Source organism: Acetatifactor aquisgranensis, from assembly GCF_943193215.1.
In the GTDB taxonomy this organism is placed as follows: Bacteria; Bacillota; Clostridia; order Lachnospirales; family Lachnospiraceae; genus Acetatifactor; species Acetatifactor aquisgranensis.
This window is the reverse complement of sequence record NZ_CALPDH010000002.1, coordinates 201289-226295: the sequence shown is the minus strand read 5'-3', so window position 1 is coordinate 226295 and position 25007 is coordinate 201289. Positions and strand designations below refer to the sequence as shown.

At 54.9% G+C, this 25007-nt stretch carries 23 protein-coding genes; 2 read left to right on the top strand and 21 right to left on the bottom strand.

The window, feature by feature from the left end:
* Positions 1 to 75: 75 nt before the first annotated feature.
* The 14 genes from NFS35_RS02705 to NFS35_RS02640 form a co-directional block, all read right to left on the bottom strand.
* A complete protein-coding gene (locus NFS35_RS02705) occupies positions 76 to 681 on the bottom strand; it encodes a 5-formyltetrahydrofolate cyclo-ligase (RefSeq protein WP_251205601.1) in 606 nt (201 codons plus the stop codon).
* 67 nt (positions 682 to 748) lie between these two features.
* A complete protein-coding gene (locus NFS35_RS02700) occupies positions 749 to 976 on the bottom strand; it encodes a DUF896 domain-containing protein (protein WP_330639969.1) in 228 nt (75 codons plus the stop codon).
* 196 nt (positions 977 to 1172) lie between these two features.
* The gene (locus tag NFS35_RS02695) at positions 1173 to 2981 is read right to left on the bottom strand and encodes an NAD(P)/FAD-dependent oxidoreductase (protein ID WP_408629621.1); all 1809 of its coding nucleotides are present in this window, start codon (positions 2979 to 2981) and stop codon (positions 1173 to 1175) included.
* A complete protein-coding gene (locus NFS35_RS02690) occupies positions 2981 to 4261 on the bottom strand; it encodes an aminoacetone oxidase family FAD-binding enzyme (protein WP_251205599.1) in 1281 nt (426 codons plus the stop codon). The genes NFS35_RS02695 and NFS35_RS02690 overlap by 1 nt, the downstream gene beginning before the upstream one ends.
* Before the next feature lie 83 nt (positions 4262 to 4344).
* On the bottom strand, positions 4345 to 5079 hold the full coding sequence (locus NFS35_RS02685; protein WP_251205598.1) for a hypothetical protein: 735 nt from the start codon (positions 5077 to 5079) through the stop codon (positions 4345 to 4347).
* A gap of 119 nt (positions 5080 to 5198) precedes the next feature.
* Complete coding sequence (locus NFS35_RS02680; RefSeq protein ID WP_251205597.1) at positions 5199 to 6797, bottom strand: MATE family efflux transporter; 1599 nt, start codon at positions 6795 to 6797, stop codon at positions 5199 to 5201.
* A 14-nt stretch (positions 6798 to 6811) separates the two neighbouring features.
* On the bottom strand, positions 6812 to 7312 hold the full coding sequence (gene ybeY / locus NFS35_RS02675; RefSeq protein WP_251205596.1) for an rRNA maturation RNase YbeY: 501 nt from the start codon (positions 7310 to 7312) through the stop codon (positions 6812 to 6814).
* A 91-nt stretch (positions 7313 to 7403) separates the two neighbouring features.
* Positions 7404 to 8432 (bottom strand): PhoH family protein, encoded by a 1029-nt coding sequence (locus NFS35_RS02670; protein WP_251205595.1) that lies wholly within the window; start codon positions 8430 to 8432, stop codon positions 7404 to 7406.
* Positions 8425 to 9648 (bottom strand): sporulation protein YqfD, encoded by a 1224-nt coding sequence (locus NFS35_RS02665; protein WP_251205594.1) that lies wholly within the window; start codon positions 9646 to 9648, stop codon positions 8425 to 8427. The genes NFS35_RS02670 and NFS35_RS02665 overlap by 8 nt, the downstream gene beginning before the upstream one ends.
* 78 nt (positions 9649 to 9726) lie before the next feature.
* Positions 9727 to 10020 (bottom strand): YabP/YqfC family sporulation protein, encoded by a 294-nt coding sequence (locus NFS35_RS02660; RefSeq protein WP_251205593.1) that lies wholly within the window; start codon positions 10018 to 10020, stop codon positions 9727 to 9729.
* A gap of 197 nt (positions 10021 to 10217) precedes the next feature.
* Positions 10218 to 11522 carry a pyrimidine-nucleoside phosphorylase gene (locus NFS35_RS02655; protein WP_251205675.1) on the bottom strand — a complete coding sequence of 435 codons (1305 nt, stop codon included), beginning with the start codon at positions 11520 to 11522 and terminating at the stop codon, positions 10218 to 10220.
* A gap of 142 nt (positions 11523 to 11664) precedes the next feature.
* Positions 11665 to 12180, bottom strand: coding sequence for a glycosylhydrolase-like jelly roll fold domain-containing protein (locus tag NFS35_RS02650; RefSeq protein ID WP_251205592.1), 516 nt, complete (start codon positions 12178 to 12180; stop codon positions 11665 to 11667).
* A complete protein-coding gene (locus tag NFS35_RS02645; RefSeq protein WP_251205591.1) occupies positions 12180 to 13943 on the bottom strand; it encodes a hypothetical protein in 1764 nt (587 codons plus the stop codon). The genes NFS35_RS02650 and NFS35_RS02645 overlap by 1 nt, the downstream gene beginning before the upstream one ends.
* A 178-nt stretch (positions 13944 to 14121) precedes the next feature.
* Positions 14122 to 16080, bottom strand: coding sequence for an ADP-ribosylglycohydrolase family protein (locus NFS35_RS02640; RefSeq protein ID WP_251205590.1), 1959 nt, complete (start codon positions 16078 to 16080; stop codon positions 14122 to 14124).
* A gap of 83 nt (positions 16081 to 16163) precedes the next feature.
* Between NFS35_RS02640 and NFS35_RS02635 the strand changes: the two genes are divergently transcribed.
* Entirely contained in the window at positions 16164 to 16466 is a 303-nt protein-coding gene (locus NFS35_RS02635) for a helix-turn-helix domain-containing protein (protein ID WP_251205589.1), read from the top strand.
* Positions 16467 to 16512: 46 nt separating this feature from the next.
* Here NFS35_RS02635 and NFS35_RS02630 read toward each other — a convergent pair whose 3' ends face one another.
* From NFS35_RS02630 to NFS35_RS02620, 4 genes are read right to left on the bottom strand one after another with little or no spacing between them, the layout of a single operon-like run.
* Entirely contained in the window at positions 16513 to 17649 is a 1137-nt protein-coding gene (locus NFS35_RS02630) for a glycosyl hydrolase family 18 protein (protein WP_251205588.1), read from the bottom strand.
* A gap of 56 nt (positions 17650 to 17705) precedes the next feature.
* The gene (locus NFS35_RS02625) at positions 17706 to 19745 is read right to left on the bottom strand and encodes a glutaminase domain-containing protein (protein WP_251205587.1); all 2040 of its coding nucleotides are present in this window, start codon (positions 19743 to 19745) and stop codon (positions 17706 to 17708) included.
* A 32-nt stretch (positions 19746 to 19777) separates the two neighbouring features.
* Positions 19778 to 19909: a hypothetical protein gene (locus NFS35_RS28945; RefSeq protein WP_275564657.1), complete on the bottom strand. Its 132-nt coding sequence runs from the start codon at positions 19907 to 19909 to the stop codon at positions 19778 to 19780.
* A gap of 59 nt (positions 19910 to 19968) precedes the next feature.
* Entirely contained in the window at positions 19969 to 20604 is a 636-nt protein-coding gene (locus NFS35_RS02620; protein WP_251205674.1) for an endonuclease III domain-containing protein, read from the bottom strand.
* A gap of 163 nt (positions 20605 to 20767) precedes the next feature.
* Between NFS35_RS02620 and NFS35_RS02615 the strand changes: the two genes are divergently transcribed.
* On the top strand, positions 20768 to 20968 hold the full coding sequence (locus NFS35_RS02615) for a (2Fe-2S)-binding protein (RefSeq protein WP_251205586.1): 201 nt from the start codon (positions 20768 to 20770) through the stop codon (positions 20966 to 20968).
* Between the two features lie 29 nt (positions 20969 to 20997).
* Here NFS35_RS02615 and recD2 read toward each other — a convergent pair whose 3' ends face one another.
* The 3 genes from recD2 to purF form a co-directional block, all read right to left on the bottom strand.
* Complete coding sequence (gene recD2, locus NFS35_RS02610) at positions 20998 to 23169, bottom strand: SF1B family DNA helicase RecD2 (protein WP_251205585.1); 2172 nt, start codon at positions 23167 to 23169, stop codon at positions 20998 to 21000.
* Positions 23170 to 23205: 36 nt separating this feature from the next.
* A complete protein-coding gene (locus NFS35_RS29580) occupies positions 23206 to 23304 on the bottom strand; it encodes a DUF6219 family protein (protein WP_275564659.1) in 99 nt (32 codons plus the stop codon).
* Between the two features lie 140 nt (positions 23305 to 23444).
* Complete coding sequence (gene purF / locus NFS35_RS02600) at positions 23445 to 24869, bottom strand: amidophosphoribosyltransferase (RefSeq protein ID WP_251205584.1); 1425 nt, start codon at positions 24867 to 24869, stop codon at positions 23445 to 23447.
* Positions 24870 to 25007: the final 138 nt, after the last annotated feature.

The following is a 25007-nucleotide window of genomic DNA, read 5'->3' as shown; positions in this document are numbered from 1 at the left end:
TGGCAGGAAAGGCAAAAAGTCAATGCCTCCGTACCGCATTTTAGAAATAAAAATCCCAATATTCTTCAGCCAACGTCAGACACAGATAATCTGATAAGGCTTCATATCCGTATCAGAAAACGGCAGCTCTCTCAGCAGCTGGCACCGATATCCCACCGCTATGGCGCGCATCTGCAGAAGCGGATTATCCGCCAGGTATCTGTCATAGAATCCCTTGCCATATCCGATTCTGTTCCGAAACGAATCAAATGCTACGCCGGGCATCAGCATCAATGTGCGCTCAGCCGTCTCAGGCGCACAGGCATACCGTTCAGTGTCTCCCGCAGGCTCCGGTATCCCCTTATATCCTGTAAGCAGCTCCCGCAGGGATTCAATCCTGAAAAAATCCATCTCCGGCACGTTATCCTGCAGCACCTTGGGCACATATACTTTCTTTCCGGCTTTCAGCGCCTCCGTCAGGATGCTGCGGGTGGAGATTTCGCTTCCATAACTCACATAGCAGAGGAAATATTCCGAACGGTAGAACCACTGGTGTCCCAGAATCCGTTCTGTGAGCAGTATGTCTCCCCTCTCCCGGGCTTCCGCGCTCAGGCTGTCCCTTTCCCGCAAAACGCTTTTTCTTATGGACTGCTTTTTCCCATGGGATATTTCTTTTCCATTACCGCATCCGTCCATTTCCATATCTCACTTTCCGTTTTCTTGCTTCCTCCACCGCACTCCTTTGTCAGATAAGGTTTGCCCCGGCCGATCATGTGTGATGTTTTTTGTTTCCGAATTTCTCTCCCAGATTCTCTTTCGAGCCATCAGGCCTTTCGATGGTGATGTTGTTCAGCTGGCCTCTTAAATTAGCCCTGACGCTGGCCACATATTCTTTGCGCAGGCGCGCCTGCTCCTCCTTTTCTTCCTCCGTCAGCCCCTCATTCCGGGACTTATGATACAGCGCGTTGATGCGCGCGATTCTTTCATCCATGTTCATGGTATCAATCTCCATTTCTTTTTATTTGTTGCCGAAATCAATTGCCTTAAAAAGCAGAGCGGCACGTCCGGCTCCATAGAATTTATACTGCTTAACAATTTCACTTGCCATGAAACCAGACTGCATAACGCTGACTGGTTCGATTGCATAATTGCATTAGGCAGTATTCAGCGTTATGCAGTATAAATATCTCCCGTCACGGCGCATACTCCTTTGCAATAGCCTCTGCCACCCGGATTCCGTCCATGGCCGCCGAGACGATTCCTCCCGCATAGCCTGCGCCCTCTCCACAGGGATATAATCCCCGTATCTGCGACTGCAGGCTTTCATCCCGGCTGATTCTCACAGGGGATGACGTCCGGCTCTCAACTCCCGACAGGCACGCGTCCGGCCTGTTGAATCCCGCGATCTGCCTTCCGAAAGCCTCCATTCCCTCCACTATGGCTTCGTTACAGGCTCCGGGGAGGATACGGCTCACATCTGCCCATGTATACATTCCCTTGCACTGAGGCCCGAAGCCGTCATTTGCACTTACCCCATTATCTATACTTTCTATACAATCCATGTTTTCCACGGAACCTGCATCCTCTACTGCATTCATCCGATGCTTTCCACCGCTTAGAATTTCATCGTTTATAACTTCTTTCTTCCGAGATGCCGCGTCGCCGCAATGTGCCACAGCTTGTCCGATGCTCAAGTCCTGCCCGATACCGCACCTCTCCTGCTCCACGCACCGCTTGAAATTACCATATCGCTGCACCGGAATCTTTCCTCCGCCCAGGGCATAGGCCTTTTCCTCCAGCCGTCTCTGAAATTCGATTCCCGCCAGCGGATGTTCTGAGCCGAAATCCTCCGGCGTCACAGTCACAATGATGGCGCTGTTGGCATTTTTGCCGTTCCGGCCGCTGTAGCTCATGCCGTTCACTGCCGTGCGTCCCTCCTCGGAGGACGCGTTCACCACATATCCGCCGGGGCACATGCAGAAAGAATAGACGCCTCTGCCATTCCCGGCCCTGGCTGTCACCTTATAGGGCGCGGCCCCCAAATCTCCCGGTTCCTCCAAGCCGTACTGGCTCTTGTTTATCATCCCCTGAGGATGCTCCACCCGCAGACCTACCGCAAAGGCCTTGGCCTCCATGGGCACCCTCCTTCTCTCCAGCATGGAGAAAGTATCCCTCGCGCTGTGGCCGATTGCCAGCACCAGCTGCCCGCATTTCAGCTGCCTGCTGCCACCCGGCCCGGCCGCCGTCACTCCGGCCACGCGCCCGGCCTCCACGCAGATATCCGTCACCCGGCTCTCAAAATACACTTTACCGCCCAGCCGGATGATTTCCTCCCTCATCCGTTTTACCACGGTGCAGAGCACGTCCGTGCCTATATGGGGCTTGGCATCGTAGCAGATGCTCTCCTTTGCGCCAAACCTCACAAAAGTCTCCAGCACCGCCCGGTTCCTGCCATCCCTGTCTTTCACCAGCGTATTCAGCTTTCCGTCAGAAAAAGTCCCCGCGCCGCCCTCGCCGAATTGCACATTGGAAACCGTATCCAGTTTCCCGGTCTCCCAGAAACGCTCCACGTCTTTCTGGCGCTCCTCCACGCATCTGCCCCGCTCCAGCAGTATCGGCCGGTAGCCGTGCATGGCAAGGAAATAGCCGCAGAACAGGCCCGCAGGCCCTGTTCCCACAATGATGACAGGCCCTGTCCTCTCCCTCTTTCCCGATGTCGGAAAATGATATTCCGCGGAATGCCCTCCTTCCGTTCTCTCAGACCGGCATACCAGATTTTCCTTTCCGCGGAATCTATGTAAAATGTGCTCCTCATCCCTGACTGCCACATCCAGAGAATAGCTGTAGAAAATCTCCGGCTTTTTCCTTGCGTCAATAGACTGCCGTGCAATCCTTAATTCCGTTATATTCTGTTCGGGAATCCGAAGCATTGAAGCCGCCTGTCTCCTTAAATCCTCCTGTGAATGTCCAGTCCTCAATTTCACCTGATTGACCCGGATCATCAAACCACCTGTCCCTTTCCCCGGGGAGCCCGTGACTGCATGACGCCGGACCCTCCGTGATGCTTTCCCGCTATGAACCCGCTGCACCACGCCCACTGCAGATTGTATCCCCCGCATCTGCCGTCCACATCCAGAATCTCACCCGCGAAATAGACTCCCGGCACAAGCCTGGACTCCAGCGACTCCGTCACCTCGTCAAGAGGCACTCCGCCTGCGCAGACCTGGGCATTGTCATAGGAATTGCTCCCGATTACATGAAGCTTCCAGCATCTGCACAGTTCGTAAACCCTTGCCAGTTTCCTCTCGTCCGCCCCGCTTACGGCCTCTGCAGACTTCAGTCCGGCCAGCTTTATGAAAAGCAGCATCAGCTTCTTGTGCAGCATCCCTGTAAAAAACTCCTCCACCGTGCGGTGTCCCTGCAGGAGCCTCCTGCCCGTGCACTGCATGCGGAAATCCTCTTCTGTATAATCCGGCAGGAAATCAATATTCACTTCCACTTCCGCAGGCTTTTTGGCTCCTGCCAATATGTAATTCACCCTGCGGCTCAGCTGAAATACCGGAATCCCGGAAATCCCGTATTCTGTCAGCTGCAGCTCTCCCCGCTCCTGTGCCGCGCGCTTTCCCTGAAACCAGACGCTTATCTGTGCGTCCGCCCTGACACCTGATACAGATTTCAGATATTCCTCTCTGCATCTGAGCTGCACCAGCGCCGGAACTACGGGAACCATGCTGTGTCCCAGCTGTTCTGCGAGCCGGTATCCGCTGCCGTCAGAGCCTGTCTTCGGCGCCGCTTTTCCCCCGCAGGCCAAAATGACACGGTCAAAGGAATATACGCCCTCTTTCCCATATACTTGAAGAAGTTTCGACCGCCTGCCCCTCTCAACGGACTCCGCCTTAAAGTCCGTCACCACATCCACCCCCGCGGCCTTTACCTCATAGCGCAGCACATCCAGCACAGCCGCCGCCTGCTCACTGGCCGGATACAGATAGCCGTTCCTGCTCTTTATCAGCAATCCAATGCTCTGGAAAAAGGAGATTGTATCCTCCGTGCCGAACCGCCCGAGGAAATCCTCCAGCATATCCGGCCGTCCCGTATAATACGCCTCTGCCTCCAGCCTCTCATTTCCCAGATTGCACTTCCCGTTACCGGTAGAAAGTATCTTTTTTCCCAGTCTGTCGTTCCTCTCCAGCAGCGTGACCCTTTCTCCATTCCTCGCCGCCGTAATTGCCGCCATCATCCCGGCGGCTCCGCCGCCTACGATGCCCACCGTATTTCCCATAAACCAATCTCCCTATATCCTCTGTCTTCCACGCTTCCCGCCATGCCCGCGCAATCGGCACGGGCCATATTCTTCCCACCGGATCAGCTGGAATAATTTTCCAGGAAACTGTACAGCTCCTCCTCATCCCTGATCCACATCATATCGATGATATTCTGCTGCAGATGCGCCGGCAGGGAATCCAGGGTGATGTCCGTCTCGATATACACCGTCTGCATATCCTCCAGATAGACTACTACTTCATTGTCGTATACTGCCAGATAGAAGCTGCTGCTGGGCTGTACGAATTTATAGTCCATCCGCACCACAACCCGCTCCCTGGAAAAGGAGAGCACCTCCAGACCCACGAATCCCCGCTCCAATTCGGACAGGGGCGGAAAAGCCTCATAGACCTCCATGGCCTGCAGGAACTGCTCCCTGTTCATGCCCACATACTTGTCCGGCAGCCTCCATGTGGTCTCCACCACCGTGTGGTACAGCACATCTGTCTCCTCCAGCACATATTTCGTATCCACGCAGAGGGTCTCCGCAGAGACCATGACCTCCGCGGCCTCTTCCTCCGGCAATTCCGGCAGGTCATTTATCACCACCGACTGCCCCGGATCGGGCTGTGCCCCGGCGCTCTCTCCCTCAGTACCGGGAGCCTGTCCATTCTGCGCGTCCTCTTCCGAAGAAACCTCCGAAAGAATCCGGGCGTCCTCTTCCGTCTCCTCTCCCGGATAAAAGTAATGGGAGGATTTCACGCCCGCATAAAAACCAAGCCCCAGCACCAGCAGGGGATATACAATGAATAAGCTGATACTTTTTACATACTTCATAGCATTCTCCCTGGAAACCATCTTCCATGGACACCTTTTCCATGGAATGCTTCTTTTCCATTTGTAATCAGTATCAGCTGTTTTTCATCCGTTTATTCACATTATAACATTACTTTTCGCTAAAAAACCCGCAGCAGCTGTCCCAGCATGCCAATCAGCCGCCCGCCCGGAATCGCTTCCAGCTCCTGTTCTTTGAAATTCCGCAGCAGAAGCAACGCAATCCAGTACACTGCCCCGGCCAGCGCAAACGCCACCAGCAGCGTCATCAGACTGCCCAGATGCGCGGAGAGCAGCTTTCTTATCAGCAGGCATATCAGCCCCGCTCCGCCTCCGACTCCCATGGGTACCGCAAAAGTGCCCAGCCAGTCAGGCTTCACCCGCAGCTGTCTGTAGGCGAACACGCCTGACAGGACACAGAACATGACAACAGCAGCCACGCCGCCGTACACCAGCGACATCACATCGCTTTTACTGATGCCGGGCATGACGACTATCACGAAAAGGATATCCGCTCCGCCCGCCGCTATCAGCACAGGATATTTTTTCCCAAGGGAATGCAGCAGCCTGCTGAAATACCCGGAAAGTGCTCCGAAGCCAATCAGGGCCGAACCGAACTGCAGCATTCTGGTCACGGTCTGCGCATTTGCCGGACACAGAAGATCCGCAAGCTGCTCTCCCATCACCGCCACGAATACCGAGAGGAAGATGCCGTGAACCAGGCCTATGTGGACCCCGCTCTGGAAGACTGTCCTGGCAAAACGGTTCTCATCCCGCTTGAAGCACTGGAATATCTTCCCGATGACAGGCAGCGCCGCAATTGTAATCACCGATGATACAACCCCGCACACCACCAGATACTTCCCCGCATACAGCCCGTATTCCGCAGCTGTCCGCTCTATATCCTCCGAGGCAAGGCAGCTGAAGAACAGCCCCAGCGCAAAGGGCAGAAACGCGCACACCGCTGTCAGGAACTGGGGCCATCTGACGCTGTACAGGTGCATGACGCACTCCCACCGCGAATCCGTGGCATACATAGCCTCCTGTTTCCCTTTCCTCTCAGAGCGGCGGCTCACCTTATATATCAGCCCCAGGAAAAGGAGGACGAACAGTTCCGCAGAATTGACCGCCAGGGCAATCCCCAGGCCGCCGTACATGGCGCTGTAATTCTCCTGCCGCAGCAGGCTGCTCACCTTTTCTCCGTATCCCCCCACCAAATGGGAAAAAAGAATCACGAATCCCAACAGGAATACCTGCCTCAGGATTCCTGCAATGGCCTTGGGAAGCTCCGAGCCCTCCCCCTGAAAATACCCTGTCAGCACCGCGGAAATGGTCCGAAGCAGCACTATGGGGGAAAACGCCAGCAATATCAGCCAGCTATAGGGAATCCGGAAGACTTTCTCCGAAACGACTCCCGACAGCGCTGCCAGGCACAGGCTGCCGGCCAGCCCCAGCGCCATCTGGAACACCATGGCGCTGCCCCTCATCCTGGCGATATTCCTGTACTGTCCTTTATTTTTTCTGCTCCGCAGAAGCCTGCCCAGGGCATCCGACAGGCTCCCGCTGACCGCGATCCACAGCAGCGCGCAGACTGTCGCAGCCACCGCTGTGTAAGCGATTCCTTTGTCCCCTGTCAGGCGTCCCATGACATATATCGTAATAAACATCAAGATGTCGGATAGTCTTTCCGCCTGCCGTCTCTTTACCTCTGTCTGATTCATCCGCTGTCCCTCGGTCAATCTCTTGTAATGCCAAGCCTCGTCAATATCTCGTCCTGCCTGCGCTCCATCCGCGCCCGCTCATCCTCTTCCATATGATCGTATCCGCACAGATGAAGCATGCTGTGGGCCACCAGAAAGGCGAATTCCCGCCTGACGCTGTGCCCATACTCCTCCGCCTGGGCATATACCCTGTCCACGGATATCATGATGTCCCCCAGCACAAGCTCCCCGCTCTCCGGGTCGAAATAGTCCGCCTCGCTGTTCTCGTCGATATCGAAGACGCCCTCTTCTTCAAAATCCACATTCGGAAAAGAGAGCACATCCGTCTCCCTGTCTATCTTCCTGCATTCCCGATTCAGCTCACGGATTCCCTCATTGTCCGTCAGCACGATATTCACCTGAGCCTCATAGGGACAACCCTCTTCCTCCAGGACTGCCACGCACACCTCTCTGGCGGTCTCTTCCGCGGAAAACGGAAATCCACGCTCCGTCTCATTTTCCATGTACAAGTTCATGCTAATGCTTCCTTCCGCGCCCGTTCCACAGGTGCAAGTCTGGAAGAATGCCTGCACTTTGGGCATTCTTCTGTGTGAAACTTAGATATTCTTAGCGGGCGCCCTTTGGCCGCTTAGAATATCTTTTCACACTACGCTCTTTGTCCCTGCGGTTCCTGGCTGCCTCTTTGCCCTCGAAATCCTCGTATGCCTTAACTATTTTCTGCACCAGAGGATGGCGCACCACATCCTTGCTTGTGAGGGTGCAGAAAGCGATATCGTCAATCCCCCGCAGCACTTTCTGGGCAATGTCAAGCCCCGATTTGGCATCCGCGGGCAAATCTTTCTGGGAGTCGTCTCCCGTGACCACCACCTTGGAGCCGAACCCGATACGGGTCAGGAACATCTTCATCTGGGCCGGGGTGGTGTTCTGGGCTTCGTCCAGGATGATATAGGCATTGTCCAGCGTCCGCCCTCTCATGTAGGCCAGCGGCGCCACCTCTATCAGGCCTTTCTCCATGTTTTTGGCAAAGCTCTCCCCTCCCATGATCTGATACAGCGCGTCATACAATGGCCGCAGGTACGGATCCACCTTGCTCTGCAGATCTCCCGGCAGAAATCCCAGCTTCTCTCCCGCCTCGATGGCCGGTCTGGTCAGGATGATTCTGCCCACCTCGTCGTTCTTAAAGGCCGTGATGGCCATAGCCATGGCCAGATAAGTCTTGCCCGTGCCGGCAGGGCCTATGCCGAATACCAGCATGTTGTTCCGGATGGCATCCACATATGCTTTCTGCCCCAGGGTCTTGGGCTTGATTGGTTTGCCGTTTACCGTGTGACAGATGCAGTCCTCGTCTATCTGCGTCAGCGCCTCTTCTTTCTTTTCCATTCCTAATGCGATTGCGTAATCCACGTTCTGCTCCTCTATTTCGTTTCCCCTGCCGGAAATAATGGAAAGCTGCCGCAGGACTCCCTCCGCCCGCTTTACCATCTCTTCTTTCCCGGTAATCGTCAGCTGCCCGTTGCGGTCCACGATGGCCACGCCAAAGTCCCGCTCCACTTTTTTCAGGTACGCGTCGTGCATACCGAATATTTTCTGCATATGCTCTGTAGGCATATCCATTTTTACCGAAAATTCATCCATTTCCTTCCGTTTCTCCAGCCTCAATTCTTTCCGTCTCAGTGCTCTTTCCCACCGGCTCCTGCACCAGAAATTCTCCTGTCAGCACCCACACATCGGCGTTCCTCTCTATTCTAACATCTTTTTCAATAATTTGTACCCCTTTTTCCTCTAATTCTGCAAGAAAATCCATTAATTTTTGATTAAGATGGGCTTTTGCCTCTTCTTCCGTATATTTATATTCGACATTTTGATACTCCCGGTAGGTCACCGTCCCCCAGAACGCGGGCACGGACAGCCTCTCCAGCATCAGCGGCCTGCTCTCCCTGATGACGCTGTCATAGACCAGAAAAGGGCGATCCTGCGGCAGGGACCATGACCTGTCCCCCAGCTTTATGTAATGGCTGCTCTTCTCCCTGCCGGTGTACTTCTTTTCGGTATGGTTCAAGGGGAGGCTGGCCGTAAAATCCATCCCGTGCTCCAGCAGGATATCCGCGTCCGCGTCCACATACTGGTACTCCCGCAGGGTGGTGTCCTCATTATAGACAGGTACTTTTCCCTCCACCAATATGGCCCCTTTCTCCACCATATCGTCGATTCCCACCTTGGGAACGCCGTTCCTGACGATAATCGATACGATCCTGCCGTCATATTCCGCCACCAGATCCGTCCCGGGCGTGGTTTCCGGCTTATCCGTGGTCAGGGGGGCGTCGTTCTCTTTGATGTCTATCAGCAGCCTCGTGCCCTCCAGCCGGGCGGAGGCCCATGTAATCTGGGGAAACTGTCTGCGTATCTGCTTTTCCAGCTCCTCTATGTCCAGCTCATCCTGCCTCATGCCTATCCTTACCTGATTCTGTTTCAGAAAACTCCGGAACACATCTTCGGTAATCTGATAATTTCCATTCAATTTTATGTCCCAGATAAAAAGTGAGGATACCAGCCAGAAAGCGATGGTCAGAAACAATCCTGCCACGAACATCTTGCGTTTCAGAAGCTTTGGCAGAAAAAAGGGCAGCCCATATCTTTCCAGTATGGCTACCCTTGTCCCTGTCTTCTTTACTATGGGGCGGAGTTCCCAGAACCCTTTCAGGGTGATGTTCATATAGTAGACATCCCCCTCCCTGACGATGTCCCACAGCAGTATGCCCTTATTGCTGCAGAGATTCATGAACCGCTCCGGAGAGAATCCCCATACTCGGACGCGCAGATATCCTTTCATATATTTCAAAAATCTGATCATGGCCTGTTCCTTTCTGATTCCGGTTCTGTCATGCGCGTCCATATTTCCGGCGCGCCGTCCTCTTCATGCCCTTTCGCCTTAGATATATCTGATGCAGCTGATGCATCCGCTGATTTTCATATCCTCGTTGGTATAATAATCAATGGAAAGCCTCGTCCCCTCGAAACAGACCTGGCAGGTCCTGCCCTGGAGCAGTATCTGCCTTTCCGTATACTCCAGAAGCCCCCTGTAATTTTCTATCCACGCCTCCCGGTTTCCTGTCATGGTCACTTTCATGGCGCCCATGCAGATGTCCTTGGGGAGCCGCAGGGAGTCGATCAGGGATTCTTTCCTCTCCCCATTTCTTTGAATTCGGTCAATGTTTTTCCTCATGTTCCCATTATATTATAACCGCGCTGAAACTATGCGCGCTTTCTCCTCCCTGTTCTTCAGCTATCCAATAGGCCCTGATGCTTTCTCAGCAGCCTGATTTTACCTGTCTGAAATTCCGAGAACCTATCAGATACTCATGCGCACAGAAAGCCCCGCCGATGCCAGCGGAGCTTTCTGTTGTATATTTGGAATTTAGATCACTGTATGATTCCTTTGATGAAAGGCGTCTTTTCCGGCATTTCAGCCAAAATCCTACAGGCCGCCAGATAGCGCCTCTCCGCCTCAGCCGCCTTGCCCTCGTCATTGGCATGAATCATTGCCAGAGGCTCGCCTGCCTCCACATAATCTCCCGCCTTTTTGCACAGCATCAGACCAACCGACAAATCGATTTCGCTCTCCTTGGTCTCTCTGCCGCCGCCTAAAATCAGGGAACAGATTCCCACCTCATCGCAGACGATATGGGTCAGATAGCCGCTCTCCGGCGCTGTCACAGGCCGGACGATAGATGCCTGCGGCAGCAGTTCCGGATGGTACACCGCACTGCTGTCTCCGCCCTGGGCCTCAACGAAAGCCGCAAGCTTCTTCAGCGCGCTGCCGTCCGCAATCACTGCCCGCAGCATCTCTTCCGCCTCCGCGCTGCTCTCAGCCCTGCCTCCGGCTATCAGCATCTGGCTCCCCAGCGTCAGGCACAGCTCCAGGAAGTCCGCAGGCCCATTTCCCTTTAAAGTCTCAATGGCCTCCTTTACCTCCAGCGCATTCCCCACCGCAAATCCCAGAGGCTGGTCCATGTCGGAGATGACGGCAATGGTCTTCCGTCCGGCATTTTTGCCGATTTTCACCATCTCCTGCGCCAGGGCTTTTGCCTCCGATTCCCGCTTCATGAACGCGCCGCTGCCCGTCTTTACATCCAGGACGATGGCGTCCGCCCCGGCGGCCAGCTTCTTGCTCATGATGGAGCTGGCAATCAGGGACAGGTTATCTACCGTAGCCGTCACGTCCCTGAGGGCGTAAAGCTTCTTGTCCGCAGGGGCCAGATCCGCCGTCTGCCCCATGATGGCGATGCCGATGCGGTTCACATTCTCTATGAACCGTTCCGTGGTAAGCCCGGTGGTAAAGCCGTCGAAGCTTTCCAGCTTGTCGATGGTGCCGCCGGTATGTCCCAGCCCCCGTCCGCTCATCTTCGCCACAGGAATGCCGCAGGCCGCTACCATGGGGGTCAGGGCCAGCGAAGTCTTGTCTCCCACGCCGCCTGTGCTGTGTTTGTCCACCTTTATGCCCTGGATTGCCGACAAATCCAGCCTGTCCCCGCTGTCCGCCATGGCCATGGTCAGGTTATAGGTCTCCTGCTCCGTCATCTTTTGGAAATAAATTGCCATCATCAGGGCGGATACCTGATAATCCGGGATTTCCCCTTTCGTGTAGCCCTCTATGAAGAAGTCTATCTCTTCTTTTGAAAGCTCGCCGCCGTTTCTTTTTTTCATGATGATGTCGTACATCCTCATCATTTCCACCTCCTCAAATTTATCTTTTGGGGACAAATCTGAATCTGCTTTTTAACTCCGTCATTCTTTCCAGGACAAGCCATTTACTTATGCCGTCTTCCCAGAATGTCCCCTCTGCTTCGGCAGTTTGCTGCCCTCGTCTTCATCCTTTCTTTAAGACATACAATTTCACCGGCCCCAGCAGACCGCTGGGTCCAATCTGCATATATTCCGAGAACCGCTCCCTGATTCTGTGCACCAAAGTATTGTCCACCTCCACTTCAATCAGGTTATCCCCCTCTTTCACAGTTTCGGAAATATCCCAATGGTAAGGCGGGCAGATGCGCATGCCGAGATTCTGTCCGTTTACCGTCAGTCTGGCAGTGCCGCCCACACGCCCCAAATCCAGTCCCAATCTCGATACGCTTTCCAGAGAAAGCCTGGTTCGATATCGCATCCGTCCCGAAAAACGCGGCCAGCCCTCTCTGCCTGTGATGGAGAATAATCCACTGTCCTCCCGGACTGTTCTGAACTCCGTCTCCTTCCCCTGCTCCAAAAGCGCAATCTCCCACGAAAGCCGAGAGGCATCCATCTCCTCCCATTCCTCCTGTTGCGGCATCCCATCCAGGACATTCTCCGGGATTTCATCAAATAATAGCAGCTCAGACTGGTAAGGCATCAGCCGTACCCGTACTCTGCCGTCCTCCGTATAATCCCGGGTGATTTTCCCAGCAGGTCAAAACGCAGGAAATCTCCCTGGCATGGAAGGTCAATCGTCTCATCCACATCGGTCTGCACATCTTCCCAAAAGAGCATGAACCAGAAAGCTTTTTCCCGGACAAAACGGCCAATGCGCAGATGCGGTGCGTCCTTTACGTATAAATGGGCAAGCTGCCGTTCCCGGACTGCAGCAGACAGCCGTTCCAGTTCCATCGCCTCACCAGTCTCCGATTTCCTGCATCCATCCTCTGCCAGCCAGAACACCGGAAGTCCTTTCCCTGAAAAGCGCTCCGCCAAAAGATATAATTCTTCCGGATACCGTTCCGGGACAAAACGATTGATTCCCCGAACCAGCAGGAAATCCATAAGCCATTTCATGCAGGCCGTATCCTCCGCCCAGCCGTAAGCGCCGAACACCTCGCACATGGCCCTGCCCTGCATCCGCGGCTCTGTCCTGGCCAGAGAGGTGCCGAGCTTTGGCAGCACATAATGGAAAAAGGCATTCCCTGCTTTTCCTTTCGCAATCCGCGCCGACACCTCCATATCTGCAAAACCAGGCATCACCTGATGCAGCACGATATCAATGCCGCTTATGTCCTGTCCTCCCAGAGACCGGAAGTAATGCCCTCCGGCACAGCCCAATCTCATATGGGCATTCATGTCCTCAATCACATGGCCTGTATAGAGCACGCCGTGATTCCGGCACCATTCCCCCAGCTGCAGGGAGAAGTTCCGCTCCCAGAGCCTCGTGACCGCATCCATATAGGAAAGCCGTATCCTTGCCGATGCCTCATCTGCCATGGGATACCACAGGCCTGGCAGGCATCCCAGCATAGCCAGATTTCGCGCTTCATCCGTTTCTCCCTCTCCTGGCTTTTGCTCCGGCTGCATCTTCTGTCCCAGCCGCTGCTCTGCCATCTTTCCCAGGATATCATCGCTCCAGGGAAACGCCACACCCGGCTGTCCTACCGTACGGTAATGGAATCCTGTATCCTGTCCCCAGGGACCCACATGGGAACTTCCAAGCCCGGGCTCGTCCGAAAAGAATCCTGTCAGCGTATTGCCGAAATACCGGGATAAATGCTCATAATGGGGCTCATAGACCGCCTCAATCAACGCCCGGACCGATTCCCTGTCAATACAATTGATGTATTCTCTTCCGCCTTTTCTGGTCTTAATCAGGAAGAAAATCCGATAAAAACCTTCCGGCACATCCCAGAATAAAAGTCCCTCTGCCATATTCTCCAGAAGGATTCCCTCCCCGGCCAAAAGCTCCGCTCCGTCTCCGCGCCTGTAGGCCACTGCTGCCAGCAGCTCCTCGTCATCCTCTCTGTCCAGCTTAGGCACCAGCACAGAGGCTCCCTCCATCGGGCCTGCCACATCCACATGATGTTCCCGGAGGAACCATTGACGGCGTTCCGGGTACTTTTCCTTCAAAATACCATTGGCATAGCCGGTAGGAAAGTGCTTGTCGTCCAGAACCCAGACCTTCATGTCCCTCTTCCTGGCCTCTTCCAGGATGACTTCCATGTCGTCCCACCATTCCTGCTTTCCGAACCCCTCATGGGGTCTGGATTCCACGCAGAAAGCCCTGCAGCCGCTGTCCCGAATCCTCTGGATGCGCTCTGACAGCCCCTCCCTTCCTCCTTCATGAAGCCACATAAAGGGGAACAGATAATTCCCGCCTTTCCCCTCCAGGATTTCACTCAACCGTTTGTCCATGATTCCCTCCTGTTTTGAATAAGGACATTATACCATGATTAAAGTGCAATCATGGTATGGATGGCCATCCGGCCGTTCCATGCCACGAATATGGACCTATTATACCTTAAGTCCGGCACAAGGTCTACCTTGCTGTATACTTTTTCTTGAAATTCCTGTCTGTATTCCACTTTACTCCCTAAAAACAATAAGGATTCCTGGAGGCGAAACTGACAATGTGCTCAGCGCAGGTCGCTTCTTTGGAGAATGTAAGATTAAACTTTGCCTCCCCGTTCACCCGGGTGACACGCAGCACAATCCTGTTCTCTCCGCGGTTCAGGCGGATGTTCTCCAGGTGGACATTCTCCCCTGTCCAATTGTCGCAGCCATCCCGTCTGGCCACAATGCTTCCATTAATGCTCAGGCTAAAGGGACAGGTATGACCTATCTGGATACAGGTTTCCATATCTTCCGGCGCAATCAGTATCCGGGAGAAATAGGCCGTGCAGGGACCCTGGAATCCGAAGAAATCCTCCAGGCGGAAACTGTCCTCCCGCACATTTGCCAGGCACTGTTCATAGACAACATTCCTCTCCCCTTTGCCAAGCGGCTCGAAAAGCTTTCTTTCTGCTATGAATTCCGTGTCCCTGTCCACGGCAAAATTCAGATGAAAGTGGCGCACCTTGTCCGTCTCGCTTCCCTGTATCCGTGAATCTTTCATCAATGCAAAATAGGAGGGGTTGGCCAGAAGCGCCTCAGTGGTACAGATTGGTTCCGTGCGCCAAAAAGGCCCGGAAAGCTTCCACGGCACCGCTCCTGCAAGACCGAACTCCTTTTGAAGCATCTCTTCCCCATTTGAGGAAACACATATCCTGACGATATTCCTGTCGTATACAGCATCCGCCTCAATAGGCAGCGTGAAGACGACCGATATCTGCTTGTCACAGCTGGCCGGAAGCTCCAGCGTGAACTCTGGCAGGGAGCAGCAGATTCCATTGACTGTCTCAATACAACAGTCCAGCACCTTGTCGCTGCTCCCCCTGTTCCTAAATACCATCAGGACTGTCTTGCTCTCTCCCAGCGCGATGGAAGGATCCATGTCAGGATATCGGACATCGATGTCAACCAGGGCAGGAGCATCGAACGCAAGATCTGCCTTCGATGCGCCAATAATCTCCACACAGTCATTCACCGTCCCTGAAAACTGTACGCCTATCCTGGCAATATCCTCTGCCAGGTCATAGATTCTGTTACTGCGTCTGTCACTCTGTACGCCCAGCGCATACGTGACCTCTGTCAGCCCATATGCCTTTATCAGCTCCTCCGCCCCCCGCAGCAGGCCGATGACCGCTCCGGCAGTGGCACAGGTGCAGTCCGTGTCAAAGCCGCAGTTGAGGGCCAGGAGGCTGGTCTTTATGATGTCCCCCTCCCCCAGCAGGAGCGCGGCGATGGTGATTCCCATGTTCTGATACAGATTGGTGCAGTCAGGGTGCCCATATCGGAACAGCAGCTTCGTAAGTACTATCTTTATGTCATCATAAACCCCGCACAATTCCCTGGTATAGCATACCAGACTGCGGAATTTCGAATCCGGCGGCAAAACAGCAAGAGCCTTGTCCAGCAGGCGGTTCATATCATCTTCAAAGAATGCCTCGCTCTCCAGCGCCGCCAGAAAGCGCTCCGCCCATATGGATTCACCGTAGTGGTCGATCTGCCCGTCCCTGGAGGCGAACTCGCTTGCAAGATCCATATTGCCCACACTCACACATCCCCAGATTTCGGAGCGAATCGGACATCCCATCCCCTCCCTGTAGTAATCGTTGCAGAACCGTCCGGAATAAGGCGGATAGATACCCCGCTTATAGTTCTTCCGCATGACGGCATATTCCCCCGGAGAATAGGCACAGCGGTTCACGAACCGGTCCAGCAGGTCAAAGGCGCTGAAATGTTCCCCTTTCTGCTCCAGCACATCCAGCCATAATACCTGCAGGTCCAGGTCGTCATTGGGCAGGGAGCAGTCTATCATCTCCGGCTGGAAAGTAAGTTCCAGGGGCATCTTCACGCCCTCATAGGGGGCACCGATGTTCCCGGAAACTGCTTTTCCGATGTAACATCCATATATCTTGTCGAGATAAGCCTGATAAGAAATTGTCCTCATGATAATCTCCTTTCTTTTTTATAGTATATATCAATATAATCGGCGGAACAACCCCTAGAACCGATTGTTCCGCCTGATGCAGCATGCGGCGTTTACTATCTGCTCTCCAGCCAAGCATTCAGCTGTTGGTTTATCCCTTATGTCTACCGGAACTGCATGCTACCAGCCCCAGTCCAGATTGGTTTTCCCCGAAGCAATATATCCAGAACGCAAAGAAGGAGGAAGCCAGGGTTCTCCTGGAGACTACTGATATGGACATCCAGACCATTGCCCAATGGATGGGGTATGGGGATCCTTTCGCTTTCTCCCATGCCTTCAAGCAGAATACAGGCATCAGCCCCCGGGAATGGCGCAAGCGGCATTGTGATAAAAACGCGGAAAAATGACTGAATAAGAAAAGAGGCCGCCCGCCGGCAGCCTCTTTTCCGAATGCTATTTCAAAATATAGAACTGATCCTGCAAAAGCAGCCAGTTCGCCCGGAACCACTGCATAATCTGCCAGTAGCCGCATCCCCGCAGGCCGTACTCCTCCATCAGGCGGAACTTGGCCAGGAGGCTGCGCACGTCCTCGAACCACACTTCGTGCTCGATATCGTCAGCGGTATACGTGAAGTAAGGGCTCTCAGCCACATTGTCGAAAAGGATTTCCGCCCCCTGCTCTATAGCGATGCGGACAGCCTGCACGTTGTTTATGGTAGCGGCTTTGGTGGTGCCCCTCTCATAGGGCAGCGGCCAGTCGTACCCGTAGTTCGGGATTCCCAGATCAATCTTCGAGGCCGGGATCTCCGTCACCGCATATTCCACCACCCTGCGCACCTGATTGATGGGGGCCACAGCCATGGGCGGCCCGTAAGTATAACCCCATTCATAAGTCATCAGCAGCACAGAATCCGCCGCCTCCCCCAGCGCCCGATAATCCTTTCCCTCATACAGAAGCCCTGCCTGGTCCGCTTTTGTTTTGGGCGCCAGCGCCACGGAAGTCCTGTACCCTGCCGCCCGCATAGCCTCTGCCACCTGCCATACAAAATCCGAAAAGGCATCCCTGTCTTCCGCAAGAATGTACTCAAAATCAATATCCACGCCCACATACCCCTTCTCCTCCATGGTGTCCAGCAAGTTGCGGATCAGATTAGCCTTATACGCCTCATTGTTCACCACAGAATGAATCAGCTGATTGTTGAAATTCCCGTCAGGCCCAAAGGGCGTCAGCGTCAGGACAGGCTCTGTGCCAAAGCGGACAGCCTCCGTTATCATCCACCCGTCATCTCCCAGATTAGGGGGAAGCAGCTCTCCAGTGTCTGTAAACCCGTATGAAAAAACTCTTAATTCCGTAAGATATGGCAAGGTCTGCTCCAGTACCCACGGACTGATGAAAGGATAGGCATAGCCGCTCACCGAGACCGCCCTGTCCGCATCCCTGGTATAGCCGCTCACCAAAAGAGCTTGCCCTACGGCAAGCTCATATGGATACTCCAATTGATTGTCATATATCAACTGCTCTGCATTGGCGTTCAGCGCCCTGGCAATGCTGTCCACGCTGTCCCCCGGTTTCACCACATAGATTTCCATATATATGCCTCACATCCGAAAACAGTATAGTAATCTATATTCGCGCCGGGCCAGTCCTATGAACGCATTTCCCCGCGCTTTAAGAGCAGCGGCATGAAGAGTCCGCCCTGTACGGTGCGGTTCTGGAAATTGCAGTGCCGTCCGTCCTCCGTCATGTACCAGTCGGAAAACGGCACCCTGTCTCCGCTTTCCTCCAGAAACGCCAGGATATGCTCCGCGAATTCCTCCACGGCCCTGCCGGATGGATCCATGGCCGCCGCCCACATCATCCAGTCGCTCTTGGTATAGCTTGCCCTGGAATCCAGGGGTACGCCGTATCTGTTATATTTCCTGCGGTACTGCCGGATTTCCCGGCTGTAGAAAGCATCGTCCCAGAACCCTGAGCCGAATACCAGGTCCCAGACGGCATTGTACTTTAAGCTCCAGCTCTCCCCGTCGCCGTCAAAGGTAAGCCTGGTATGGTCGCCGTCCAGGGCCCTTTCACAGGCATCCTTTGCCATGGCCCGCGCCTTTTCATGGTACTGTGCGGCCTCCTCCTCTCTTCCCACGGCATGCATCAGGATGGAATAGGCCTCCACGCCCATAATCGCCTTGAACGCCAGATTCACATTGTGGGCCAGATGGCCGGCAAAGTCATCGGTACAGAGCTGCTCTCCGGGATCGCTGCCGTATTCCAGAAGATATTTCACCCATTTTTCGTATAAGGGAAGATTCTCCAGAAGATTCCCCATCTCTCCCTCCGGATTCTGCCGAATCAGCGCTGCCTCCAGTATCAGCAGATTGCCGCTCTCCTCCACGGGCATCTGGTTTTTGGTATTATACATCTGAGCGCTCTCCGGCATCTGCCAGATCATCGGATAGATGTAGCCCCCTTCTTCGCCGTCCCGCAGGTCCTGGGCCGCCTCCTGATAGGATGCCAGGCCATAGACCTGTCCTGTCACGTAAGGATACCTTCCCACGTCATGGGGCGCGAAATCATAGCCCCACACGGGCAGCTTCGCGAAACGCATCACCGGGCGCATCATTCCCCGCACCAGCTCAGGGTTGTAGCAGTAGAACAGAGGAGTGGAGGGATAGGTCACGTCCACGGTAGCCGCGCAGCCATTGGAATGGCATTCCTTGGAGATGAACACCGCATCCCCCTTTTCGTCGGCAATCAGCTTGTGGGCCGCTATGGACTGGCGGTATGCGGCGATACACACTTTTGTGTACGCCTCGCCGAATTCCATGGCCTCTTTCTCCAGTCTCTCGTCAAAGGCCTCGCATCTTTGCAGCAGCCGGTCATGTCCGGAAACCGCCTCCGAAATCGCATCCAGAATATTCTTGCCGTCCCTGGCCCAATATCCGGGGAGCATCCTGCCGAAATAATTGATGGAAGCGATGTCGTCATAGGCTGCCACAAGAGAAGCCTCCTCCCATCCGCTTTCCGGTATATGCAGATCCGCCTTTGCCCAGAGGCTGCGGTTCACCTGCTGGTAAGACACCTCCAGCGGACTGCCATAACGGGCAGCCAGGTACAGGTAACCCCAGTCGATTGCGATGCTGTCTCCGCTCTGTCCCAGCGGATGCTGCTGACGCAGCCCCATCCACGCAGCGCGCCCGGCCTGCTGTCCCTCTCCCATTTCCAGAGCGTAGCTGCCGCCGCCGATTTTCTCCGTCTGTCCTCCGTCGCAGCAGAGTTCTCCCGAGAACTCCCATGCAAGCTTCACCTCATGGCTCTTCCCGTCCAGTGAGCGGACAGCCATATCCACATAGGAGCAGGGCCTGGACATCACGTCCAGATCCTCCAGAAGAAGCGGCGTCCAGAACTCCAGGCAAAGCTCCACCCCGGCAGCCTGAAAGCGGTAGGCGCTGCAGGTAGCCGTCACGGAAAGGTTCGTCTGCTCCATGGCCTGCGCTTTCCCCAGACCCATGAAACGGTAATCCACGCCGTCTATCCGGGCCGTTCCGGTGACACGCTTCCTCCTGCCGGTCCAGTGACAGGTGTCTGTCTCATAGAGACAGTCGCTGCCTGACCAGAGGCTGAAATAGGGGTCGCAGGTAATCAGCGGCACAGCCGGGAGACGCCCTGCAGCGATGCGTTTTGTTTGATTCACTCTCATATTTTCCTCGTTTCCGCGCTGTCCCATTATGGGCATAAGCCCTTGGCAGCGCTTATTTTTATATTCATGGGCAGCAGACGCCCTGCCGGAAATCCGGCTAAGTCCAGCACGCCGGTTCCCTTGCTGGGCATCTGCCGCCCCGACATTCTTCCTTTCATCCTCCCGGTGCCTCCCCCAACGCTTTGGAGTTCCATGCCTCACCGGAATGAATCCTTTCTCACACCCCCGCTTGCTTACAGATATCCTGCAGGCAGCACTTCTCGCAGTATGGCTTTGTCCGGGCTGTGCAGACCGCCCTGCCGTGATCCACCAGCCGATGGCAGAAATCGTTCCCCTCTTCGGGCGGGATGATTTTCCAGAGTTCCTTTTCCACCTTTGCCGGTTCCTTGATGCCGTCCACCAGGCCCATGCGGTTCACCAGACGGATGCAGTGGGTGTCCGTGACAATGGCAGGTTTTCCGAACACATCGCCCATGATCAGGTTAGCGCTCTTCCTACCCACACCGGGCAGAGCCAGCAGCTTGTCGAAATCGTCCGGCACCTTTCCGCCATATACGTCCCGCAGCTGGCGCATACAGGCGCTGATGTCCCTGGCCTTGCTCCTGCCCAGCCCGCAGGGATGGACGATTTCCTCGATTTCCTCCACCGGCGCGTTCGCCAGGGCGTCCACATCCGGGAACTTCTCGTACAGTTTCTCTACCACCACATTCACCCGGGCGTCCGTGCACTGGGCCGCCAGCCTTACGCTCACCAGGAGCTTCCACGCCTGGTCATACTCCAGCGTACAGTCCGCATTCGGGTATTCTTCCTTTAGTTTCTCAATGATTTTCAACGCCCGCTGCTTTTTCGTCATCTGTTTCTCCTTATCTGCCGTGAAATCCGGCTTTCCGCCCCGCCGCAGAATCCATCCTTCTTCCGCGTTCTGTTTACGTAGACGGAGCGCCGTTCTTTCCTGTATGGTCATACATAAAATCCAAAATCCTGCACACACTATCCCCGAAAGGATGGTGAAATATATGGATCCAAATCGAATCATCTGTAACTGTCAGGCCGTCACAGCCGGCGCAATCAAAGAGGCTGTAGATTCCGGCGCCGATACCGTGGAAGAAGTGCAGGGCATCACCGGGGCCGGCACGGTCTGCGGAGCCTGCCTGGAAGAGGTGGAGAAGCTGGTGAAAAGCCTCATGGCACAGCGGGACGCGGGACAGTCTTCCTGACTGTCCGCCGCTGCGCTCCCCATAAAGCACTACGTCCTCTCCCCCGCCAGCCGTTCCTTCAGCATGGTATTGCGCGCCGTCACGGTCACATTGCGCACCGCATAGGCCAGCGCTTTCTTCGTCCCCACCATCACAAGAATCCTCTTTGCTCTGGTGATGCCGGTATAGATCAGATTCCTCTGAAGCATCACGAAATGGGTCATCAGCACCGGCATCACCACAATGGGGTACTCTGAACCCTGGGCCTTATGGATGGTGGTGGCATAAGCGTGGACCAGCTCGTCCAGCTCCGTAGCGTCATAAACGATTCTCCGATTATCGAAATTCACGGTAAGCGTCCTGTTCGTCATGTCCACCGCCTCTACCATGCCGATATCCCCATTGAAGACTTCTTTGTCGTAATTGTTCTTTATCTGCATGACCTTGTCGTTCGCGCGGAACACAAAGCCGCTGCGCCGCAGTCCCTCTCCCTCCGGGTTCAGCGCCTCCTGGAGGGCCAGGTTCAGATTCGTGGCTCCCACCACGCCTTTCTGCATGGGAGTCAGCACCTGTACCGCGGCAGCTTCCACATGATAATACCGCGGCAGCTTCTCTTTCACCAGCTTCACGATTTCCGCCGCCGCGTCCTCAGGCTCCTCCCGCCGGACAAAAAAGAAATCAGTGCCTTTCCCGTTGGAAAGGTCCGGCATCTGCCCCGCATTTATCCTGTGGGCGCTCATAACGATCCGGCTCTCCCGGGCCTGCCGGAAAATCCGCGTCAGCCTGATGACCGCGAACTGCCCTGAATCGATGATGTCCCTGAGCACATTTCCCGCCCCCACGGAGGGCAGCTGGTCGATATCGCCCACCAGAATCAGGCGCATCCCCACAGGAATCGCTTTCAGCAAAGAATTCATCAGCACGATGTCGATCATGGAGCACTCGTCCACAATCAGCACATCCCCCTCCAGAGGATTCTCCTCGTCCTTCTGGTAGCCTTCCGGAGGCTTGCACTCCAGAAGCCTGTGGATGGTCTTCGCCTCCAGCCCCGTGGCCTCCGTCATCCGCTTTGCCGCTCTCCCGGTAGGGGCAGCCAGCAGTATGTTAAGGCCGTAAGCCCGGTAGGCGGCGATGATTCCCTGTGTCGTGGTAGTCTTGCCCGTGCCGGGGCCTCCCGTCAGGACCATCACCTTCGCCATGGCGGCGCGCCTGATAGCGTCAGCCTGGATTTCATCATAATGCATGCCTACGGACTGCTCAATCCTGGCAACATCCACGGAGAGATTTTCATTCCCGGTATCCCTCCTCGCCCTGGCCAGCTGTTCCCACAGCCTGTCCTGCGCCGGAGCCTCCGCCAGGCGCTTCAGTTTATTCGCCGTGCCTGTCTCCGCGTAATAAAAGGGTGGAAGGTAGACTGCATCCTCCTCTTGTATCAGATCCCTGTCCCGGAGCATCTGGTCCATGGTCATGACGATACAGCCCTCCTCCGCCTCCAGCAGGACCGAGGCTTTCTCTGTCAGCTGTTCCTTCCGCGCGTACACATGCCCTTCGTCGGCAAGTTCGCTCAAGGTGTACATGATGCCGCTGCGCAGGCGGACATAAGCTTCTTTCCCAAAGCCCAGCTTCCCGGCGATGCCGTCCGCGGTCTTGAATCCGATTCCCCAGATGTCGTCCGCCAGCTGGAACGGATTCTCTTTCATCCTGGCAATGCTCTCATTTCCATACTGCTTGTATATCTTGGCGGCAAAGGCTGTGCTGACCCCATGCTCCTGCAGAAAAAGCATGATATTCTTCACTTCTTTCTGCCGCTCCCAGCTCTCCGCTATCATCCGGATGCGCTTATGTCCGATGCCCGGAATCTCTATCAGGACTTCGATATTGTCCTCAATGACCGTAAAGGTATCCGTGCCGAATCTCTGGACGATTTTCTTCGCGTACTTCGGCCCTACCCCTTTGATAAGTCCGCTGCCCAAGTATTTCTCCATGCCGTAGACAGTGGCAGGAAGCGTCTCCTCCCAGCTCTGCGCCATGAACTGACGGCCATACTTGGAGTCCACCTTCCAGTTCCCCTCCACCAGAAGCACCGAACCTACGTTCGCATCCAGTAGATTGCCCACCACGGTGACCAGGTCGTCATAGCCCTTTACATGGGCTTTCAGGACAGAATAGCCGTTTTCCGGGTTCTGGTATGTAATTCGCTCTATGACGCACCGGATGTTCATCGCTCATTCTGCTCCTTTCCGCATACATGCCAGGCATCAGTCAGGACGGTGGCCGCCTGCCAGCTTATGGCCTGAATAAATTACCATAATCATACAGAAAACCATAGCAATTGTCCAGTATTTATGTGATTTCATTTCACAACGCACCTCCGCTTTTGACTTATACTGCATTTTATCATATCCATCCTTTTCTGCCAACTAAATTATCCAAAATATAAAAGCCGCGCGGCTTTGGCATCCATGCCTGCCGCGCAGCCTGATTCGACTGCTTGTATTCATTGCTTTCTCCTCTCGGAAAGTTTCTGTTCAAACCGGTCTTTCCTTGTATCCGCGGGAACCGGCGTAGGATACTCCCCGTCAAAGCAGGCGCTGCAGTATCCGCTGTTTCCGATAAGCGCTCCCAACTGTCCTACCGGCAGATAGCCCAGGCTGTCCGCTCCGATGATATCCGCCGTCTCCTCCACGCTGTGGCGGCAGGCAATCAGGTGCTCTCCGGAGTCAATGTCCGTCCCATAGTAACAGGGATGGAGAAAAGGCGGCGAGGAGATGCGCATATGGATTTCTTTCGCTCCCGCCTCTCTGAGAAGTTTTACGATGCGGCTGCTGGTGGTGCCTCTCACGATGGAATCGTCAATCAATACTACCCGCTTCCCCCTGACGCTCTCCTCAATGGCGCTCAGCTTGATTTTCACCTGATCCAGCCTTTCGCTCTGGCCGGGAGAAATGAATGTCCTGCCGATATACTTATTCTTTATCAGCCCGATTCCATAGGGAATTCCTGATTCCATGGAAAATCCCAGCGCTCCGTCCAGCCCCGAATCCGGCACGCCCACTACGATATCCGCCTGCGCCGGATGGGTTTCCGCCAGAATCCGTCCTGCCTGCACCCTCGCTCCATGGACCGATACGCCGTCAATCACGGAATCCGGCCTCGCGAAATAGATGTATTCAAAAATACAGAGTTTTTTCGACTTTTTTTCGCAATGTTCCCTGCGGGAGACCATGCCCTCAGGGCCGAATACAAGGATTTCACCGGGTTCCAAATCCCGCACGAACTCTGCCCCCACTGCTTTCAGCGCACAGCTCTCGGAGGCGGCTACATACATCCCGTCTTCCGTCCGCCCATAGCAGAGAGGCCGGAACCCATAGGGATCTCTCGCGCAGATCAGCTTCCGGGAGGACATCAGCACCAGCGAATAAGCCCCGTCCAGGGTATCCATGGCGGCGCTGAGCGCGTCCTCGATGGATGGCGTGCGCAGGCGCTCTCTTGTGACGATATAGGCGATGGTCTCCGTGTCGCTGGTGGTGTGGAAGATGGCCCCTGACAATTCCAGCGCATTGCGGAGCACTGCCGCATTGCTCAGGTTTCCGTTGTGGGCCAGCGCCATCTTTCCCTTTTGATGATTGACCTCGATGGGCTGGCAGTTATTCCGGTTCGTCCCGCCCGTGGTTCCGTAGCGGACATGACCTACCGCCATGTTCCCCCTGGGCAGCCGGGACAGCGAATCGGCGGAAAATACCTCGCTGACCAGCCCCAAATCCTTATAGGAGGAAAACACGCCGTCATCATTTATCACGATGCCGCAGCTCTCCTGTCCGCGGTGCTGTAAGGCATACAGCCCATAATATGCCATCCCTGCCACGTCTGCGGTTGCGGGACTGATGATTCCCAGCACGCCGCATTCCTCATGCAAATCCATAATATTCCACTCCTTTTTGCCTTTTGCCGTTCCCTGAACCGCTTGGAATTCTTCATCGGTTTCCTGTCGTACTATCCGCAGCAGCACAAGCGATTCGTGACAGAAAGACCTGCCCGGTACAAATTCGCGACCTGGCAT

Excerpts from the sequence above, each read along its gene's own strand:
- NFS35_RS02620 (WP_251205674.1), bottom strand. The coding sequence starts at position 20,604 with ATGACGAAAAAGCAGCGGGCGTTGAAAATCATTGAGAAACTAAAGGAA.
- NFS35_RS29580 (WP_275564659.1), bottom strand. The coding sequence starts at position 23,304 with ATGAAATCACATAAATACTGGACAATTGCTATGGTTTTCTGTATGATT.
- recD2 (WP_251205585.1), bottom strand. The coding sequence starts at position 23,169 with ATGAACATCCGGTGCGTCATAGAGCGAATTACATACCAGAACCCGGAA.
- purF (WP_251205584.1), bottom strand. The coding sequence starts at position 24,869 with ATGGATTTGCATGAGGAATGCGGCGTGCTGGGAATCATCAGTCCCGCA.
- NFS35_RS02685 (WP_251205598.1), bottom strand. The coding sequence starts at position 5,079 with ATGAAGTATGTAAAAAGTATCAGCTTATTCATTGTATATCCCCTGCTG.
- NFS35_RS02650 (WP_251205592.1), bottom strand. The coding sequence starts at position 12,180 with ATGCCTTACCAGTCTGAGCTGCTATTATTTGATGAAATCCCGGAGAAT.
- ybeY (WP_251205596.1), bottom strand. The coding sequence starts at position 7,312 with ATGAACTTGTACATGGAAAATGAGACGGAGCGTGGATTTCCGTTTTCC.
- NFS35_RS02645 (WP_251205591.1), bottom strand. The coding sequence starts at position 13,943 with ATGGACAAACGGTTGAGTGAAATCCTGGAGGGGAAAGGCGGGAATTAT.
- NFS35_RS02635 (WP_251205589.1), top strand. The coding sequence starts at position 16,164 with ATGCGGCGTTTACTATCTGCTCTCCAGCCAAGCATTCAGCTGTTGGTT.
- NFS35_RS02660 (WP_251205593.1), bottom strand. The coding sequence starts at position 10,020 with ATGAGGAAAAACATTGACCGAATTCAAAGAAATGGGGAGAGGAAAGAA.
- NFS35_RS02670 (WP_251205595.1), bottom strand. The coding sequence starts at position 8,432 with ATGGATGAATTTTCGGTAAAAATGGATATGCCTACAGAGCATATGCAG.
- NFS35_RS02690 (WP_251205599.1), bottom strand. The coding sequence starts at position 4,261 with ATGGGAAATACGGTGGGCATCGTAGGCGGCGGAGCCGCCGGGATGATG.
- NFS35_RS02665 (WP_251205594.1), bottom strand. The coding sequence starts at position 9,648 with ATGATCAGATTTTTGAAATATATGAAAGGATATCTGCGCGTCCGAGTA.
- NFS35_RS02680 (WP_251205597.1), bottom strand. The coding sequence starts at position 6,797 with ATGAATCAGACAGAGGTAAAGAGACGGCAGGCGGAAAGACTATCCGAC.
- NFS35_RS02700 (WP_330639969.1), bottom strand. The coding sequence starts at position 976 with ATGAACATGGATGAAAGAATCGCGCGCATCAACGCGCTGTATCATAAG.
- NFS35_RS02705 (WP_251205601.1), bottom strand. The coding sequence starts at position 681 with ATGGAAATGGACGGATGCGGTAATGGAAAAGAAATATCCCATGGGAAA.
- NFS35_RS02695 (WP_408629621.1), bottom strand. The coding sequence starts at position 2,981 with ATGATCCGGGTCAATCAGGTGAAATTGAGGACTGGACATTCACAGGAG.
- NFS35_RS28945 (WP_275564657.1), bottom strand. The coding sequence starts at position 19,909 with ATGAAAGGAAGAATGTCGGGGCGGCAGATGCCCAGCAAGGGAACCGGC.
- NFS35_RS02655 (WP_251205675.1), bottom strand. The coding sequence starts at position 11,522 with ATGAGGATGTACGACATCATCATGAAAAAAAGAAACGGCGGCGAGCTT.
- NFS35_RS02640 (WP_251205590.1), bottom strand. The coding sequence starts at position 16,080 with ATGAGGACAATTTCTTATCAGGCTTATCTCGACAAGATATATGGATGT.
- NFS35_RS02615 (WP_251205586.1), top strand. The coding sequence starts at position 20,768 with ATGGATCCAAATCGAATCATCTGTAACTGTCAGGCCGTCACAGCCGGC.
- NFS35_RS02630 (WP_251205588.1), bottom strand. The coding sequence starts at position 17,649 with ATGGAAATCTATGTGGTGAAACCGGGGGACAGCGTGGACAGCATTGCC.